The sequence below is a fragment of the Frigoribacterium sp. CFBP 8751 genome (assembly GCF_014841545.1).
Lineage (GTDB): Bacteria > Actinomycetota > Actinomycetes > Actinomycetales > Microbacteriaceae > Frigoribacterium.
The window spans coordinates 1-17,421 of sequence record NZ_JACYUB010000001.1 but is presented as its reverse complement, the minus strand read 5'-3'; the positions used below and the strand labels follow the sequence as shown (position 1 = coordinate 17,421).

17 protein-coding genes are annotated in these 17,421 nt (G+C 74.4%); 7 read left to right on the top strand and 10 right to left on the bottom strand.

Annotated elements, in window-relative coordinates; all coding sequences use genetic code 11:
- Positions 1-105 precede the first annotated feature (105 nt).
- Positions 106-258: a hypothetical protein gene (locus IFT88_RS00085; protein WP_156155479.1), complete on the top strand. Its 153-nt coding sequence runs from the start codon at positions 106-108 to the stop codon at positions 256-258.
- 209 nt (positions 259-467) lie between these two features.
- Here the strand turns inward: IFT88_RS00085 and IFT88_RS00080 are convergent, their stop codons facing one another.
- Genes IFT88_RS00080 through IFT88_RS00065 form a run of 4 tightly spaced genes read right to left on the bottom strand, consistent with a single transcriptional unit; the run spans position 468 to position 4,374 of the window.
- Positions 468-1,301: an SDR family NAD(P)-dependent oxidoreductase gene (locus IFT88_RS00080; RefSeq protein WP_192118189.1), complete on the bottom strand. Its 834-nt coding sequence runs from the start codon at positions 1,299-1,301 to the stop codon at positions 468-470.
- Between the two features lie 42 nt (positions 1,302-1,343).
- A complete protein-coding gene (locus IFT88_RS00075) occupies positions 1,344-2,219 on the bottom strand; it encodes an ABC transporter ATP-binding protein (RefSeq protein ID WP_043593905.1) in 876 nt (291 codons plus the stop codon).
- Positions 2,216-3,316, bottom strand: a complete 1,101-nt coding sequence (locus tag IFT88_RS00070) for a FecCD family ABC transporter permease (RefSeq protein WP_192118187.1) — start codon at positions 3,314-3,316, stop codon at positions 2,216-2,218. Before IFT88_RS00070 ends, IFT88_RS00075 begins: the two co-directional genes overlap by 4 nt.
- Positions 3,313-4,374, bottom strand: coding sequence for a FecCD family ABC transporter permease (locus IFT88_RS00065; protein ID WP_137847801.1), 1,062 nt, complete (start codon positions 4,372-4,374; stop codon positions 3,313-3,315). The genes IFT88_RS00070 and IFT88_RS00065 overlap by 4 nt, the downstream gene beginning before the upstream one ends.
- 132 nt (positions 4,375-4,506) lie before the next feature.
- On the opposite strand from IFT88_RS00065, the gene IFT88_RS00060 reads away from it, so the two are divergent.
- The 4 genes from IFT88_RS00060 to IFT88_RS00045 all read left to right on the top strand — a co-directional run bounded on the left by IFT88_RS00060 (position 4,507) and on the right by IFT88_RS00045 (position 8,397).
- Positions 4,507-5,502 (top strand): iron-siderophore ABC transporter substrate-binding protein, encoded by a 996-nt coding sequence (locus IFT88_RS00060; RefSeq protein ID WP_192118185.1) that lies wholly within the window; start codon positions 4,507-4,509, stop codon positions 5,500-5,502.
- A gap of 156 nt (positions 5,503-5,658) precedes the next feature.
- Positions 5,659-6,018, top strand: coding sequence for a hypothetical protein (locus tag IFT88_RS00055; protein WP_192118183.1), 360 nt, complete (start codon positions 5,659-5,661; stop codon positions 6,016-6,018).
- Positions 6,019-6,114: 96 nt separating this feature from the next.
- On the top strand, positions 6,115-7,467 hold the full coding sequence (locus IFT88_RS00050) for an alpha-amylase family glycosyl hydrolase (RefSeq protein ID WP_192118181.1): 1,353 nt from the start codon (positions 6,115-6,117) through the stop codon (positions 7,465-7,467).
- A 108-nt stretch (positions 7,468-7,575) separates the two neighbouring features.
- On the top strand, positions 7,576-8,397 hold the full coding sequence (locus IFT88_RS00045) for a hypothetical protein (protein ID WP_192118179.1): 822 nt from the start codon (positions 7,576-7,578) through the stop codon (positions 8,395-8,397).
- 239 nt (positions 8,398-8,636) lie between these two features.
- On the opposite strand, the gene rlmC is transcribed toward IFT88_RS00045, so the two are convergent.
- Together rlmC and IFT88_RS00035 are read right to left on the bottom strand one after the other, a co-directional pair.
- Positions 8,637-9,833, bottom strand: a complete 1,197-nt coding sequence (rlmC, locus tag IFT88_RS00040; protein ID WP_192118177.1) for a 23S rRNA (uracil(747)-C(5))-methyltransferase RlmC — start codon at positions 9,831-9,833, stop codon at positions 8,637-8,639.
- A gap of 67 nt (positions 9,834-9,900) precedes the next feature.
- Positions 9,901-10,626, bottom strand: coding sequence for a TSUP family transporter (locus IFT88_RS00035; protein WP_192118175.1), 726 nt, complete (start codon positions 10,624-10,626; stop codon positions 9,901-9,903).
- Positions 10,627-10,786: 160 nt separating this feature from the next.
- Between IFT88_RS00035 and IFT88_RS00030 the strand changes: the two genes are divergently transcribed.
- Entirely contained in the window at positions 10,787-11,098 is a 312-nt protein-coding gene (locus IFT88_RS00030) for a hypothetical protein (protein ID WP_056227736.1), read from the top strand.
- A 126-nt stretch (positions 11,099-11,224) separates the two neighbouring features.
- Here IFT88_RS00030 and IFT88_RS00025 read toward each other — a convergent pair whose 3' ends face one another.
- From IFT88_RS00025 to IFT88_RS00010, 4 genes are all read right to left on the bottom strand, one after another.
- Entirely contained in the window at positions 11,225-11,923 is a 699-nt protein-coding gene (locus IFT88_RS00025) for a hypothetical protein (RefSeq protein WP_056227733.1), read from the bottom strand.
- A gap of 191 nt (positions 11,924-12,114) precedes the next feature.
- The gene (locus IFT88_RS00020) at positions 12,115-12,900 is read right to left on the bottom strand and encodes a response regulator (RefSeq protein ID WP_192118173.1); all 786 of its coding nucleotides are present in this window, start codon (positions 12,898-12,900) and stop codon (positions 12,115-12,117) included.
- Positions 12,897-14,306 (bottom strand): sensor histidine kinase, encoded by a 1,410-nt coding sequence (locus tag IFT88_RS17505; protein WP_342212011.1) that lies wholly within the window; start codon positions 14,304-14,306, stop codon positions 12,897-12,899. The genes IFT88_RS00020 and IFT88_RS17505 overlap by 4 nt, the downstream gene beginning before the upstream one ends.
- A 92-nt stretch (positions 14,307-14,398) precedes the next feature.
- The gene (locus IFT88_RS00010) at positions 14,399-16,501 is read right to left on the bottom strand and encodes a serine hydrolase domain-containing protein (protein ID WP_192118170.1); all 2,103 of its coding nucleotides are present in this window, start codon (positions 16,499-16,501) and stop codon (positions 14,399-14,401) included.
- Positions 16,502-16,636: 135 nt separating this feature from the next.
- Between IFT88_RS00010 and IFT88_RS00005 the strand changes: the two genes are divergently transcribed.
- Positions 16,637-17,017, top strand: a complete 381-nt coding sequence (locus IFT88_RS00005; RefSeq protein ID WP_192118168.1) for a hypothetical protein — start codon at positions 16,637-16,639, stop codon at positions 17,015-17,017.
- Positions 17,018-17,421 lie beyond the last annotated feature (404 nt).

The following is a 17,421-nucleotide window of genomic DNA, read 5'->3' as shown; positions in this document are numbered from 1 at the left end:
GGCGGGCGATCGTGACGCTGGGAGGCGTACCCCGAGGAGGCGCGGGCGGCGGATGCTCAGCAGTCGCGCCTTGTGCGCGTCCCGCCCGCCCGGGAGGATGGGCGGATGGAAACCGTCATCATCGCCCTCATGGTCATCGGGTCGATCGTCGTCATCTTCGGCATCGTCTTCTTCCTGGTCGCGGCGGTGCTGCCCTCCCGTGCCCCGCGTGCCGACCGTCGTGGTCGCGGCGGACGCCCCGCCGCCCGCACCCGCTAGCCCGGGCAGGCGAACGCAGCCCGGGCTCCGAGACCACGGCCCCCGGCACGGTCTGCCGGGGGCCGATCTGCAGGCCCGCCGCGAGGACACGCTCGACGACGAAGCGTCCGTTCCGCACCTTCGGCCCGGGGTCGCACCACCGATGTGGTGTCGAACCGCCGATGTGCGTGATTCGACAGCACATCGGTGGTGCGACATCGCTGCCGGCCCTACGGGACGATCGCGTCGACGTAGCCGCCGTCGACCCGCAGTGCCCCGCCCGTCGTCGCCGAGGCGAGGCGCGAGCTGAGGTAGACCACCATGTTGGCGATCTCCTCCGGCTCGATCAGTCGCTGGATGAGCGACTGAGGCCGGTGCTTCAGCATGAACTCGTGCTGGGCCTCCTCCCAGGGCAGGTCGTCGCCGACCAGCTCGCGCACGAACTCCTCGACGCCGCCCGTGTGCGTCGGCCCGGCGACGACGCTGTTGACCGTCACGCCCGAACCCGCCGCCGCCTTCGCGAACCCCCGCGACACCCCCAGCAGCGCCGTCTTCGACACCCCGTAGTGGATCATCTCGACCGGCGTCACGATCGCCGAGTCGCTCGCGATGTACTGCACGCGACCCCAGCCGCGCTGCATCATGCCGGGCAGGTATGCCCGCGTCAGCCGCACGGCCGACAGCACGTTCGTCTCGAAGTAGCGCCGCCACTCGTCGTCGTCGATGCTCAGGGCGTCGGCCGAGCCGAAGACGCCGAGGTTGTTCACCAGCACGTCGACCTCGGGGAAGGCCGCGACCGCCGCCTGGGCGCCCGCCTCGGTGGCCAGGTCGGCCGCGAGCGTGACGACCCGCGCCTCCTGGGTCTCGTCGTCGAGGGCCGCGAAGTCGGCGTCGCTCGCCAACGATTCGAGGAGGCGCGCCCGGGCCGCGTCCGTGGTCTCGGTCGAGCGTCCGTTCACGATGACGCGGGCCCCGGCTGCTGCCAGCCCCCGGGCGATCGCGAAGCCGATGCCCTGGGTCGATCCGGTGACGAGTGCGGTGGTGCCGTCGAGTTCGATCTTCATGGGTCCATCCTGCTCGCCGGCACCCCGGGTGCTCACCCGGCCTCAGCGGCGGCGCGGCACGACCATCGGCGACCCGGTCACGGGGTCCGGCACGACGACGCAGGGCAGGTCGAACACGTCGGTCACCAGCTGCTCGGTCAGCACCTCGGCCGGGGTGCCCGTCGCCACGACGTCGCCGTCGGCCATCACGATCAGGTCGGTCGCGTACCGCGCGGCCTGGTTGAGGTCGTGCAGCACCGCGACCACGGTCGTGCCCTGCCCGTGCAGCCGGGCGAAGAGGTCGAGCAGGTCGTACTGGTGCGCGATGTCGAGGTAGGTCGTCGGCTCGTCGAGCAGCAGCACCGGGGTCTGCTGCGCGAGCGCCATCGCGACCCACACGCGCTGGCGTTGACCGCCCGACAGCTCGTCGACGGGCACGTCGACCAGCTCGGTCAGGTCGGTCTCGACCAGGGCGGCGTCCACGGCCTCGCGGTCGTTCGCGGTCCACTGCCGGAAGAGCCCTTGGTGCGGGTAGCGGCCACGCGAGACGAGTTCGGCGACCGTGATGCCGTCGGGCGCGGTCGAGGTCTGGGGCAGCAACCCGACGATGCGCGCCACCTCTTTCGCCGGCACGCCCGCGAGCTCGCGTCCGTCGAGCAGGACCGACCCCGACCGGGGCTTCAGGAGGCGCGCGAAGGCCCTCAGCAAGGTCGACTTCCCGCAGGCGTTCGGCCCGACGATGACCGTGAACGAGCCGTCGCGCACGTCGGCGTCGACGGCCTCGCTCACCGTCCGGCGGTCGTAGGCGAGGTGTGCTCCGCGGGCGACGAGGCGGGAGGCGCGGGCCCCGTCGGAGGCGCGGGCGGCGTCGGGCGCACCGGTCGTGTCGGGCGCACCGGTCGCGTCGGGTGCGGGCGGGCGGGTGGCGTCGGCGTTCACGCGGACCTCCGGGATTCCGAGACGAGCAGCGTGATCAGGTAGACCCCGCCGATCACGAGGGTGACGAGGCCGACCGGCACCGGGTTGGCGGCCACGTGCTGGGCGACCAGGTCGGCGACGAGCAGCAGCACCCCGCCGACGAGCCCGCCCGCGACGAGCGGCACCCCGGCCGACCGCACCAGGCGGCGGGCCAGCTGCGGCGCGGCCAGGGCCACGAACGCGATCGGCCCGGTGCTGGCGGTGACCACGGCGGTCAGCGCGACGCCGACCACGACGAGCGCCAGGCGGGACCGTTCGGCGCCGAGGCCGTGCGACCGGGCGGCGTCGTCGCCGAGTTCGAGCTGGCGCAGCGGCCGTGACAACCCCATGACGAGCGGGGTCAGCACGACGAGCAGCACGAGCGCCGGGACGAGCTGCTTCCAGCCGACGAGCGCGAGCGAGCCGGCCCCCCAGAACGACGCGGTCAGCGCGACCTCGGTCTGGGCGCGCAGCAGCAACCAGCTGTTGACCGAGTGCAGCAGGGCGGTGACGCCGATGCCCACGATGATCAGCCGCAGCCCGTGCACACCGCGGCGGTAGGCGAGCAGGTAGACCACCAACGCGGTCACGAGCCCGCCGATCAGGGCTCCGGCCGCCGTGCCGATCGTCGAGGCCGCACCCGACACGATGACGACGATCGCCCCGGTGTAGGCGCCGGTCGAGAAGCCGATCACGTCGGGCGAGCCCAGCGGGTTGCGGGTCAGCGACTGGAAGATCGTGCCCGAGACGCCGAGGGCGGCGCCGAAGACGAGGGCAGCGAGGACGCGCGGCAGCCGCCAGTTCAGCACGATGGTCGAGGCGAACCCGTCGCCGCCGAACAGGGCCCGCACGACCTCGGGTGGGCTGAGCGGGTAGTCGCCGATGCCGAGGGCGACGATCGCGACGACGACGGCCACCACGACCAGCGTCAGCGTCGCCGTGCGTCGCCGCCCGCCGGTCGAGCGCCGCGAGCGCAGGAGGCGCGGGCCGACACCCGGGGAGGCCGGCGTCGGCCGCGGACCCGACGGCGTGCCCGTGCCCCGGGTCGGGCGCGTGCCCGGCCCGTCCGCCCGCCTCATGCGCCGCCCACCCGTCGGCGTCGGGCGATCGCGATGAGCACGGGGGCGCCGACGGCCGCAGTGACGAGCCCCGCGGCCAGCTCACCCGGGGGAGCGACCACGCGGCCGAGGACGTCCGCGAGCAGCAGCAGCACCGGCCCGAGCACGGCCGAGAGGGCGGTGATCCACGGCTGGCTGGGCCCGACGACGCCGCGGGCGGCGTGCGCGACCATGAGCCCCACGAACGCGATGGGCCCGACCACCGCGGTCGCGCCTCCGGCCAGCAGGGTGACGACGACCAACGAGACGACGCGCACGGCCGGCACCGAGACGCCGACCGACGCGGCGTGCTCGTCGCCGAGCGCGACGGCGTCGAGCGGGCGCGAGGCGATCAGGGCGACGACGACCCCGGCCGCGACGAAGGGCAGCACGGTGAGCACGGGTTCCCAGCCGCGGTCGGCGAGCGAGCCGACCTCCCACGCGCGGACGGCGTCGAAGCGACGGGGGTCGGCCAGCACGATCGACGAGGTGATGCCCGCGAGCACCGACCCGAGCGCGAGGCCGGCGAGGGTCAGGCGGGCGGGACCACCGCCTCCGCGTCCGGCGCCGCCGATCAGGGCGACGGCGACCGTCGCGACACCGGCGCCGACGAACGAGAACCAGACCCAGCCGCTCGCCGAGGTCACCCCGGCGAAGCCCACCGCGAGGGCGACGGCGAAGGCGCTGCCCGAGGTGACGCCGAGGATGCCCGGGTCAGCCAGCGGGTTGCGCGTCACGGCCTGCACGACGGCCCCGGCGACCCCGAGCCCGGCGCCGGCCACGATCGCGGCGACCGTGCGCGGCAGGCGGAGGTCGAGCACGGCGGTGGCGTCGGCGGTGTCGCGGCTCGCGGCCCCGGTGAGGATGCGCAGCACGTCGTCGAAGGCGACCGGCCGCGCGCCGACGGCGAGTCCCAGCACGACGGCGAGGGCCAACAGGGCCAGGGCGGCCACGAGGGCGAGGAGGCGCGTGCGGGTTCGCCGGGAGCCTCGCGTCGGTCGCGGGGCACGGCCGACCGTGAGCGCTCGGGGCATCGCCATGATGATTAGCTTAGGCTACCCTCACTTGGAGTCCGGCCGGGCGGCGCACGTCGCCGCCCGGACCCGACCCCCGCACCCCACCTTCCGCCCGACACCACGTCACAGCACCGACGTCACAGCCCTGAGGAACACATGCGCAAGAAACTCTCGATCGCCGCCGCCGTCGCGGTCGCCACCCTCGCCCTGGCCGGCTGCTCGGCCGACACTGACTCCGACGACGCCACCGGCGGTGCCTCGGGCGGGTCGGGCGCGTTCCCCGTCTCGATCGACACGAAGTTCGGCGAGGTCACCGTCGAGAAGAAGCCGACGCGCGTCGTCGCACTCGGCTGGGGCGACGCCGAGGCGGCCCTCGCGCTGGGCGTTCAGCCCGTCGGGGCGTCGGACTGGCTGGCCTTCGGTGACGACGCCGACGGCGTCGGCCCGTGGGCACAGGGTCTCTACGACCAGGCCCCCGAGATCATCGGCACCCTCGAGCCCTCCTACGAGGCCATCGCGGCCCTCGAGCCCGACGTCATCCTCGACACGAAGAGCTCGGGCGACCAGGAGCGCTACGACCGTCTGTCGAGCATCGCCCCGACCGTGGGCGTGCCCGAGGGAGGCGACAGCTACCTGACCGACTTCGAGGACCAGATGGAGCTCGTCTCGAAGGCACTCGGTGAAGAGGCCGAGGGCGAACGACTCGTCGACGAGAACGAGAAGGCCGTCGAGGCCGTCGCCGACGCCCACCCCGAGTGGAAGGGCAAGACGATCACCGCCGCCACGAAGACCAGCGAGGGCTGGGGCGCCTACGTCGAGGACAGCGAGCGGGTCGAGCAGCTCGAGGCGCTCGGCTTCGAGCAGAACCCCGCGATCTCGGCGCTGAAGCCGAACGCCGGCGGCTTCTCGGTGTCGATCTCGAGCGAGCAGCTCGACCAGATCGACGCCGACGTCATCGTGGCGTTCCCGATCTACATCGACACGACCGAGATCACCGACGACCCGCAGTGGAAGGCCCTGTCGGCCGTGCAGGACGGCCACGCGGTCGTCATCGACGGAGACGTCGCCGCCGCGTACTCGCTCGGCTCGGCGCTCTCGCGCCAGTACGCGCTCGACCAGCTGGTGCCGCTGCTCGAGGGCGCCTCGAAGTAGTCGCCGCGCCCGCGGTCGGCATCGCGGCGAGCAGGACGGGCGGGTTCGTCCGATGCGGGCGTCGTCGGACGCCCGCATCGCACGGACCCGCCCGTTCCTGCGTGTTCCGCGGCGCCCGGGTGTGCCGGATCGCTGCAGAGGGTGAAAGATGTTCTGGTGACCCACGAGCTGCACGACCTGATGACCCCCGAGAAGAACGTCCAACGCATCATGTGGACCGGCACGATCTGGTTCGTCGCCGCGGTCGGCAGCGTGGCGGTGGCCCTGGGGCTGCTGCTCGCGACCGGCTGGCGTCCCGCCCTCCTCTCGGCCGGGCTGGCGACGTTGTTCTGGGTCGGTGCCGCGCTCGTCGCCCTGAGCGTCGGGCTCATCGGTTGGTCGGGCTGCCCGATCCTCGAGGTCGACGTCCCCACGGCGGACCGCAACAAGACCCGCACCATGCAGGCCGGCACGATGCTCTTCATCGTCGGCGGTGCCGCCGCGCTGCTCGCCGTCCTGCTCGGCCCCTCGAGCTGACGCCGGAGCCCGGCGGGTCGACGCCGCCGCCCGGCGGGCCGACGCCCTCGGCCTCCGGGGGACACCTCACGACCGCCCGTCACTAGGGTGGCGCGAATGAGCGAACACGAGCCCTCGACGACGGCCACCGCCCTGCCGGGCCCCGACTGGACCGAGCACGTCGTGTGGTGGCACGTGTACCCCCTGGGATTCGTCGGGGCGGACACGACGGGAGCGGACCGCTCGCCGGCACCGCGCCTCCTCGATCTCGTGCCGTGGCTCGACCACCTACTGGCGCTCGGCGCCAACGGGCTCGCCCTCGGGCCGGTCTTCGCGTCGTCGACCCACGGCTACGACACCGTCGACTGGTTCACGATCGACCCGCGCCTCGGCACCGAGGCCGACCTCGTCACCCTGATCGAGGCCGCCCACGCGAAGGGCGTCAAGGTCATGCTCGACGGCGTCTTCAACCACGTCGGCCCCGAGTTCCCCGCGCTGGTCGAGGCCCGTCGCGACCCCGACTCGAGCGCGGCCTCCCTGTTCCGGCGCGAGGCCGACGGCAGCCTGGGCACCTTCGAGGGGCACGGCGGGCTCATCGCCCTCGACCACTCGTCGCCCGAGGTCGCCCGCACCGTCAAGGACGTCCTGACGTACTGGGCCGACCGCGGGGCCGACGCCTGGCGCCTCGACGCCGCCTACTCGGTGCCCTCGGAGTTCTGGGCGACCGTGCTGCCGCCGCTGCGTGAACGGCATCCCGACGTGTACGTCGTCGGAGAGGTGCTGCACGGGGACTACGCGGCGGCCGTCCGTGACGGAGGCCTCGACTCGGTCACCCAGTACGAGCTGTGGCAGGGCGTCTGGCACGCCCTGGCCGAGGTCAACCTGTTCGAGCTCGAGTGGGCGCTGCAGCGTCACGACGGGTTCCTCGACGACTTCGTGCCGCTGACCTTCGTCGGCAACCACGACGTCACGCGCATCGCCAGCCAGATCGACGACGAGCGCCACCACGACCACGCGATCGTCCTGCTCTTCACCCTCGGCGGCACGCCCTCGGTCTACTACGGGGACGAGTTCGGCCTGCGGGCCGTCAAGGAGGCGCGGGTCGGCGGCGACGACGCGGTGCGTCCCGCGTTCCCCTCGACGCCTGCCGAGGCTCCGGGTGCCGGCGTCCCGGACGCCCTCCCCGAGGTCCTCGCCCTGCACCAGGAACTGATCGGCGTGCGACGTCGGCACCCGTGGCTGCACACCGCCCGCAGCCGCACCGTGTCGGTCGCGAACGAGTCGCTCGTGCTCGAGGTCACGGGCGTCGGGGCGGGCGAGGCGCTCGTCGTCGCGCTGAACCTCGGCGACGACGAGCTGCGCGTGGCCGACCCCGCGCCGGGTGGGTGGTTGGCCGGTCGGGACGCGGGCCTCGACGGCGACGTGCTGTCGGTGGGGCCGCACGGCTGGGCGGTCGTCGCCCGCGCCTGACCCGGCGCGCGCCTGAACCGGCCCGCGCCTCCGCGGTCCCTCCGATGCCCGTGGGCATCCCCTGGGAGTCGCGACGAACCCGGCCGGGCCGTCGCTACCGTGCCACGCATGGCTAAGACACGAGAGCTACTCATGACCTCGACCCTCGCCGTCGGTGCGCTGGTCGCCGCCACCGGATGCACGTCCGACCCCGCCGTGACGGCTCCGACCGCCGCGGCCACGGGCGCGCCGAGCGCCCCGGCGGCGACCGCGACCCCGGCCGGTTCCGAACAGGACTCGGCCGAGCAGGCGATCGTCGTGCGCTACCTCGAGGCGATCTCGGGCGGAGACACGGCGGCGGCCTGGGCCCTGCTGACCCCCGAGGCGCAGCAGTTCTACGGCGCCGAGCGGACCTTCGCCGAGTACTCGCCGGTGGACGGCACGGTGACGCCCGACGAGGCGTCGGCCCTGGTCGACGCCGACCTGACCGTGGCCGAGGGGCCCGAGGGCGCCTTCACGCTGGTGAGCGCCACGACCGACGACCTCGCCGACGCCTGGATCGTGCGCGAGACGGCCGACGGCCTGCGCGTCGACGACGCCGGCGTGCCGCCGACCGGCGACTCGCTCTACGAATGGGACAACCCGGCCGCCGGCGCCGAGGACCAGACCGCAGGAGGCGCGGTGTACGACACCACGGCCCCCGCGTCGATCTCGTTCGCCAGCCCGCAGAGCCAGGACCAGACCGAGCCGAGCGTCGTCGGCTACCCCGACACGCTCTGGGTCTTCCTCGACGGGCAGCAGCTGCCGTCGATCCAGGCCGTGTCGGCCGGCTCGGGCAAGCGCTTCACGACCGAGATCGGCGAGTCCGGCGGGGCCGGCCGCGGCCTCACCGTCGTGTGGCAGACGGGTGCCGACTCGCTCGGCTGGCGCAGCAGCACCGTCGTGCTCTGAGGTCGCCGAGGCTCGTGGTCCGAGGTCGTGCCCCGGGGCTCGGGGCTCGTACCTCAGGGCTCGTGACGACTGGCCGCACGTCGTCCTCGTCGCCCCATGAACCCGGTTTCGAACGATGAACCCGGAAGCTCGTGGGTTCATCGTTCGAAACCGGGTGCACGGGCGTGCGGCGGCCGCGCCGCCGCGGGCCACGGACGGTCACGCGGCGGGCAGTCACGCGGCGGGCAGCCGTGCCCGCCTCAGCGGCGGCGCAGCAGCGCCATCGCCTCGAGGTGCGGCGTCTGCGGGAACATGTCGAACACGCGCGTGGCGACCACGTCGAACGACGGCATCGCGTCGAGGTCGCTCGCCAGGGTGACGGGGTTGCAGCTCGAGTAGACGACGTGCTCGACGTCCGACCCCTCGAGCCAGCCGGCCAGCGTGGCGCCGATGCCGCGTCTCGGCGGGTTGACGATGACCAGCTCGGGAGGCGCGGTGCCGGCCCCTGCGGACCCCGGCTCCGCCGACGCGGATGCGGCCGCGGTCGTCGCGAACCGGGTCGCGTCGTCCGCCGCGAAGCGTACGTGCTCGAGGCCTGCACGACGGGCGCTGCCCCGGGCGCTGGCCACCGCCTCCTCGCTGGTCTCGATGCCGACGACCTCGCGGTGAGCGTGCCGACTCGTGCGGCCGGCGCCCGGGCGCGCGACGTGCAGGGCGAAGCCTCCGACGCCGCAGTAGAGGTCCCACACCGTGGCCGGGTCGATCGCGTCGACCCACTCGGCGGCCTGCGCGTAGAGCCCGGCCGCGATCGCGGTGTTCGTCTGGAAGAAGCTCTGCGGACGCAGCTCGAGGTCGACCTCGCCCAGCTGCATGGTGAGCGTCTCGCGGTCGGTCAGCACGATCTCGTCGGTGCCCTCGAGCACGGCCTTGTGCTCGGGCAGCAGGTTGACCGACACGACCGCGACCCGGGGCAGGGCCTCGAGCAGCCAGGGCAGCTCGGCCCGCAGCCGCGGCAGGGCCTGCTCGCTGCGCAGCACGAAGCGCACCATCAACTCGCCGGAGGGCGACTCGGTCACGTGCACGTACTTCGCCTCGCCGCGGCGCTTCGGCACGTCGTACGGCAGGAGGCGCGCCCGGGTCACGAACGCCGCCAGCGTCGGCAGCGCCTCCTGGATGCCCGCCGTGTGCAGCCCGCAGCCACGCAGGTCGACACCCTGCCCACGGCCGTCGAGGATGCCGAGCGTCGGCTCGTCGATCGTGCCGCCGACGACCATCTTCGCCTTGTTGCGGAACCCCGACTCGGGGCCGGTCAGCGTCGGCAGCCAGGCGGCGGGGGCGTGGCGCTCGCCGAGGAGGTCGCGGACGCGCACCTCTTTCTCGGCGACCTGCACCGGGTAGGGGCGGTCGAGGAGCGTGCACGAACGGCACAGCCCCGCGTCGAAGTAGTCGCACTGCATGGCGGGCCGAGTCTAGGCGAGGGGGAGGGCGTGGCGACCCGCGCCTCCTCGGCCGGGTGCGGCCGGGTCAGAGCTGGGTGATGCCGCGCACGAGGGCGAGGGCGCTGCCGACGGCCGCGAGCGTCAGGACGAGGATGCGGCCGACCCGGGCCGGCACGACCTTGCTGAGGTGGTGCCCGACGAACGCGCCGACGAACAGCAGGCCGAGCGCTCCCGCCCACACGGGGACCGGCTCGGTGGGGATGCCCTTCGTCAGCACCGAGGTCAGGTTGACCGCCAGCAGGAACACCTGGCCGGTGCCGACGAAGACCTCGCGGGGCCACCGGTCGCTCGTCGCGTGCACCGTCAGCGCCGGGCCGCCGACGCCGGCGGTCACGTTCATGAAGCCGCCGAGCGCGCCCGCGGCCACGGCGCCGACCCGGCCGGGCAGGAGGCGCGCGCGGCTCGAGAACGCCATCACCAGCACACCGACCAGGGCCAGGGTGCCCACCGCGACGGTCAGCGGGCCGGTCGGGGCGGTCTGCACGACCCACGCACCGATCGGGATCGTCGCGAGCGCGGGCAGGACGAGGAGGGCCGCCGTCCGCCACCGCACCGTCCGCCAGGTGCTCGCCAGCACGACCAGCGCGAGCACGGCGGCGAGGGCGTTGCCGACCGAGACGCCGGCCTCGGGGCCGAGGACCACGACGAGCAGGGGTGCGGCCGTGAGCGCGAAGCCGATGCCCGCCATGCGTTGCGTCAGGGCGCCGACCACGATGGCCGCGGCGGCGAGGGCGAGCGTCAGCGGGGTCACGCCGTCACGCTACCGGGCGTGGGTGCGGGGCGGGCGGGGCAGGGCAGCGCCGCTGTGGGCAACCGGCGGGTACTACGCCAGGAGATGGGCACGGCGCCAGGACTAGTCGTGGTGCGGTGTCCATCTCGTGGTGCGGTGGGGGCGTCAGTAGGGTGGCGGCATGACCGACTCGTCGAAGACCGTCCAGTTGCGCCGCTACGAGCTCGTCGAGGGGGTGCTCGACGACTTCGTCGCCTGGTTCGCCTCGACGTTGATCCCCGCCCGGCTGTCCGAGGGCTTCGAGATCGAGTTCGCCTACGCCGACCGTGACGCGAACCAGTTCGTCTGGGCCGTCAGCGCCCCGGGGGACGCCGCGCGCTTCGCCGAGGTCGAGGCCGCCTACCTGCAGTCCGAGGCGCGCGCCGCGGCGTTCGCCGGCCAGCCCGTGCGGGTGGCGACGCAGCACGTCACGCTCGTGGAGCCCGTCGCCTGACCGCCCCGCCCCTGCGACACCGCCGAGGGGACAGGACACCGCCGAACGCCGCGGTGTCCTGTCCACTCGGCGATGCCTCGTCAGCACGGCCGACGTCGGCGCGGTGACGGCTCCGGGCAGGCCCGACTAGAGGGCGTCGACGAACATCTGGGTCGCGAGCGGCACGTTCGTGGCGTTCGACGACGGGTCCCAGCCGACGACCGCGACGGCGTCGCCGCCGACGCGGGCGGTCAGGCCGACCAGGGTGAAGCTGCCGCCGCCGACGGTGCCCGTGACGCGCCAGCCGAGCGACTCGTCGGTGCCCGTGAGGGTCGGCTCGGTGGTCTCGACCGTGGTCTGCACGGGCTGGCCCTGCATCGTGAAGAGGGCGGTGCCGTCCGCGCAGCGCGTCAGGGCGTCGGATGCCTCGGCGACCAGGGCCGAAGCCGCGTCGTCGTCACCCGTGCTCGCGACGACGGTGGTCATCGAGCGGTCGTTGCTCGTGCCGAACTCGAGCGCGCCGTCGGGGGCGGCGTCGTCCCAGCCGACGCCGAACGGGGCGAGGCAGCTCGGGTCGCTCGCGGTCAGCCCCGGGTAGACCGAGTCGAGCAGCTGGTCGGTCGTGTCGAACTCGTCGGGCACGAACTGGATGCCCGTGAAGACGGACGCCAGTTCGGCGTCCGAGAGGGCGGCCGACGAGGCGTCGGCGGTCGCCGTGGCCGACGGACTCGCCGCGGTGGTGGCGCTCGGCGTCGTGGTCGGCTCGTCGCCGGCACCCCCTGAGCACCCGGTCAACAGCAACACGAGAGTGGCGGCCCCGATGGGCAGCGTGGTCCTGATCGACATGTCGTCCCCTCCGTCCGGGCACCCCCGTGGTCCCGCGACGCCCCGAGGCTACCAGCGGGTCGTGATGCTGCTCGGGCCCGCGCGTCGCACCGCGGACCCGACGTCGCACCGTCGAGATCGGCGGTGCGACGTCCGGTTCGTGGTGCGACCCGGGCCGATGACGGGAGGCCGATCGGCCTCGGACCCCGGGCTCAGGGCAGCAGGCCCGAGCGGTAGGCCCAGACGACGGTCTGCAGGCGGTCCCGGGTGCCGAGCTTGGTCGTGATGCGGGTGAGGTGTGACTTGACCGTGCTCGTCTCGACCACCAGGCGCTCGCCGATTTCGTCGTTCGACAGCCCTTCGCCGAGCAGGCGGACGAGCTCGCGCTCGCGCTCCGTCAGGACGTCGGGCGACGGCTCGACCGCCGACGTCCGCCGGCGCCGCGTGAACTCGGCGATCACCCGCCGCGTGGTGGCGCCGTCGATCGCGGCGCGACCCGAGGCCAGGGCCCGGACGGCACCGACGAACTCGTCGGGCTCGACGTCCTTGAGCACGAACCCGCTCGCGCCCGCCTCGAGGGCACCGAACACGTACTCGTCCAGGTCGAAGGTCGTGGCGACGAGGACCGCGGGGGTGCTCGCCGACCCGACCCGCGCCTCCTGCCCGTCGACGGCATCGCCGCCGAGGGGCGGGTCGCCGCCGAGGGCCGAACCGCCGCCGAGGGGCGCTGACGAGCCGAGGCCGCCGGCAGCGGCCGTTCCCGCGCCACCGGGCCCGACCCGGGCGTCGACGATCGCCCGCGTGGCCTCGATGCCGTCGCCGCCGGGCATGCGCACGTCCATGACGACGACGTCGGGGCGGGTGCGTCGCACGACCTCGACCGCCTCGCGCCCGCCGGACGCCTCGCCGACGACCTCGATGCCGCCCGCCGTCTCGAGCACGACCCGGAAGCCGGTGCGCACGATCGCCTGGTCGTCGACCAGCACGACCCGGATCACTCCGCACCCCCGCCGGCGAGCCCCACACCGGGCCCGGGCGTCGCCGCGGGCGTCGCAGCGGGTGCCGACGGCCCGGCCGTCGAGGCGTCCGCCTCGACCGGCAGCTCGAGCCGCACCCGCCACTGCCCCTCGGCGGTCACCCCGGTGTCGAGCCGTCCGCCGACCAGGTCGGCCCGCTCGCGCATGCCGACCAACCCGAAGCCGCCGCCCCCCGACGTGGCGCGAGAGAGGGGCAGGTCGTTCTCGACGACGATCACGAGGGACTCGGCCGTCGCGCGGAGACGCAGCTCGACCGTCGCCCCCGGCGCGTGCCGACGGGCGTTGACGAGCGCCTCCTGCACCGTGCGGTAGGCCGTCACGTCGGCGAGCGGGGCCAGCGACGGCAGCGTCCCGTCGACGTGCGAGTCGACGACGGCCCCGGAGGCGCGGGCCTGGTCGACGAGGTCGCCCACGTCGCCGAGACCGGGAACGGGCACGGTGCCGCTCGGTCCGTCGCCGGTCTCGCGGAGGATGCCCACGATCGACCGGAGCGCGTCGAGGGTCTCGCGGCCCTGGGCGCGGACGCTGCGCAGGGACTCCTTGGCGCGCTCGGGGTCGCCGTCGACGAGGCGTTCGGCGGCACCCGCCTGCACGACGAGCCCGGTGAGGTGGTGGGCGGCGACGTCGTGCAGTTCACGGGCCATGCGGGTGCGCTCGGCGGCGACCGCGGCCCGGGTGAGCGTCGCCTGGTGCTCGACGCCCTCGGCCGCGCGGGCCCGGGCGTCACGGTCGTGGGCGCGGCGCAGGGCCACCCATGAGCCGACGGCGGCGCTCACGCCGTTGATCAGCACGGCACTGGCCACGAGGGCGAGCGCCTCGACGACGACGCCGACCTCGCCGAGCCCCGCGGGGGCACCGAGCTGGTCCTTCACGAGGGCCGAGGCCCCGACGGCGGCCCCGACGGCCTCGATGCCGACGGCGGCGAGCACCGCTCCGACGACGGCCCGGGTGGGCCGCAGGGTGGCGACCGTGTACGCCGTGACGACGGGGGCGGCCGTCCACAGGGCGAGGCCCGTCGGCAGCACCGCGAGCAGGGCGGCCTGCAGGACGGCGACCGCGAGCAGGGCCGTGACGGGTCGGACGCGTCGGAGCGCCAGGGGCACGTGCTGGACGAGCGCCAGCACGATCACGGCGACGATCTGGGCCGTCGGGATGCTGCGGTTCGCGCCGTAGAACTCGCCCGCCGCGAGCAGCGTCGCGAGGAAGGCGATCGTGACGAGCGCCCAGACGCCGGCGAGCACGACGTCGCGGCCGAGCACCGTGTGCACGCCGAGCCGGTCGAGGACCCGGCGCACCGTGTCGACCCCGGGGCCGGCCCGGTCGGCGGCCGGCGCCGCGGCGGGCGGGGTGTCAGGGCTCGTGGTCACGGTCCGAGCATGCCAGGTGCCACGGGCCTCCCGGCCCCGGACCGACGACTGCTGTGCACCGTCGGCCCGGGTGTCGCGCTGGGGGCGGGGCATCAGAAGCTCACGCTCGGGGCGATGAGGCGGAAGCCGAAGGCGAATCCGGCGAGGACGACGAGCGACACGAGGACGAGCACGCGTCCGGTCACGACGGCCCAGCCGCGACGCTCGCGCACGGCCTGCCAGGCGACCAGGGCGGCCGGCACGATCGCGACGACGCCGAGCAGCTGCAGCCCCTGCAGCACGCGCAGGGTCACGGCCGACACCTCGGCGAACGACATGGCCTGGACCGCGACGACCGCCCAACCGACGAGGGCCAGCAGCGTCGACGCCTGTCCCAGACGGGACAGCAGCAGGGTGCGGTCGCGGCGACGCGGGGTGGTCGCGACCGCCCCGGTCGACGGGCCGGCCCGGAGGTCCCGACGGCGGCGTCCCACACCGGCGAGGGCGGTGGCAGGCCAGACGATCATCGAGGCGAGCAGCACCACGACGGCCAGGACCACGCCCGGCAGCACGGCCGACGCCGCCTGCCAGGGCTGCGCCCGCAGCATGGTGAAGGAGGCGCCCCACGAGATCGCCTCGACCGTCGAGTCCCCGTCGGTGTCGGCGGTCCGCGTCGCGAGCAGGGCGTCTCCGCCGACCTCGCGCCACAGGTCGGTCCCGACCTTCTCGTAGACGCCGGTGGTCACGCCGAGGGGTTTCGGGCTGACGGCGACCGTGCCGTCCGAACGGGGGACGATCGTGGTCTGACCGCTCAGCGCGAGCAGGGCGCCGGGGTTGGTGACGGGGGAGCGCGACGAGAGGTACGTGCCGGCCAGGTCGGCGGCCACGGGGCCGTCGGTCGAGTCGGTCGAGTCGGTCGAGTCGGACGCGTCGGTCGAGTCCGCGGCCGCCGCGTCACGCAGGTACCGGTCGGCGAACCCCTGCAGCACCGTGGTGCGCAGGTCGAGGGAGGCCGTGGCCGATCGTCCGCTGCCGTTCATGCTGAGGAAGATGCCGGTGTCGTGCTCGGGGAACATCCGCATCGCCGAGTGGAACACCTGCGTGTCGCCGTCGTGGCCGAAGGCGGCCAGGCCGGGCGTGCTGTCGTCGAAGAACGCGAGGTCCATGCGCTGGCCGGCGACGAGCGTGCCGAGGTCGTCCGCGTCGAGGGCGGGGCGGTGCATCTCGGCTAGCGTGTCGGGCTGCAACAGCGCCTGGTCGTCGGGCAGGTCGCCGAGCTGGGCGAGCATGAACCGGGCCATGTCGGTCGCGGTGGCCGACATCGCACCGGCCGGTGCCGCGTTGACGACCTCGGTGGCGACGGCGGGCTTCGAGTCGTCGGGGTAACCGTGCGCCAGGCGGGCGTCCAGGTCGGCGGGCAGCGGCTGGGCGAACGACGACGAGGTCATGCCGGCCCGGTCGAAGACGTCCTTCTGCAGCAGGTCGGCGAACGGGACCCCGCTGACGCGCTCGGCGACGTAACCGGCCAGGGTGGCTCCGTAGTTGGAGTACGCCGGGGTCGTGCCGGGCACGAAGACCTGGGCCGGGGGAGCCTCGCTGACGGCCTCGCGCAGCGTCTTCTCGCTGCCGGGCGTGCCGATCAGTCCCGCGATGACCTCCTCGAAGCCGGCCGTGTGGGTGAGCAGGTGCCGCAGGGTGACGGCGCCCTTCGGGGTGTCGAGGTCGAAGTCGAGGTACTGCTGCACGTCGGTGTCGAGGTCGAGGTCGCCCTGCTCGACGAGCTGCATGACGGCGGTGGCCGAGACGACCTTCGAGACCGAGCCGACGCGGAACAGCGTGCGCTCGGGGTCGACGGCCTCGGCGGGCGTCTCGCCGGTGCCGGTGTCGGCCATGCCGTAGCCGCGGGCGGTCAGCAGCTTCCCGTCGGCGACGACCGAGACGGTCGCCCCCGGGATGCCGGTGGTCTGCAGCGCCGAGCCGACGGCGCCGTCGAGCCACGTGTCGACGTCGTCCTGCGTGAGCGAGTGACCGCCGGGCTGGTGCTGCGGCGGTGCAGGAGGCGCGGGCTCGGCGGTCGCGCCCGTCGCCCCGGACGCGCACCCGGCGAGGGTGACGCCCAGGGCGACGACGGCCGCGGCGGCGAGGGACTTTCGGACGAGGAGGCGCGGGTGGCGCCGCCGGGACGGAGGGGCTTCTCGGGTCGGTGTCGTGATCATGCCTCTACGCTCGCGGCTGCGCCGCCGCGACACCGGGTGCAGGAGTCGGGACCTCGCGTACGACTTTCGTCGTACGCCGGTGCCTCCCCCGCCCGGACCAGCCGGGCGTCGGTGGTCCCGCCTACGGTCACCGACATGGGCGTGCAGACGAAGTTCGAGAACGCGCGGGCGGCGCTGCGCAAGCCGCCGGCCGAGCACCCGTGCGCGATCCCCCCGATCCCGGGCGGGCAGGGGCTGTGGCTGATCCGGCAGGGCGAGGCGCCGGCGCTCGGCTTCGTGCGCCAGCGGCCGGTCACGGGCGGCTTCGCGTTCGACGTCTACGCCCACTGCCGCGACGAGGGCGGGCGTCGCCCGTGGCTCCACACGGCGTCGTCGTTGAACTCGGCCGTCGCGTGGACGCTGCAGCACGACGCCGACGTCCGCGCGCTCATCGCCCGCAGCACCGCCGAGCCCGACCCGTGGCCGCCCCCCGCGCCTCCTGAGCCTGCCGCCGGTCGCCGCCGCCGCACCCCCTGAGCGCGAGCCCGACTGCACGCGAAAAACCCGGTTTCGAAGGATGAACCCAGAAGAAACGGGGTGCATCGTTCGAAACCGGGTTCACGGCTGGTCGGGACGCGGGGCGCGGGGCGCGGGGCGCGGGGCGCGGGGCGCGGGGCGCAGAGCGCGCGGCGGCGGGACACGGAAAAACCCCGCCCCGTGCGTGAGCACGAGGCGGGGTCCACCGGGATCGCCGACCCCGTCGAGCAGGGCGGGGCCGGTGCGTCGTCACGGAGACGACCCGGGTTCCGGGCCGCACCTCGCGAGGCGGGGTGCGGCCCTGGGGCCGGGCCGGCGGGTAGCCGGCCGGACGGGTGTTACTCCGTGGCGGCGGTGATCTTCGCGACGCCGACGAGCATCTCGTCCTGGACGGCGTCGGTCTT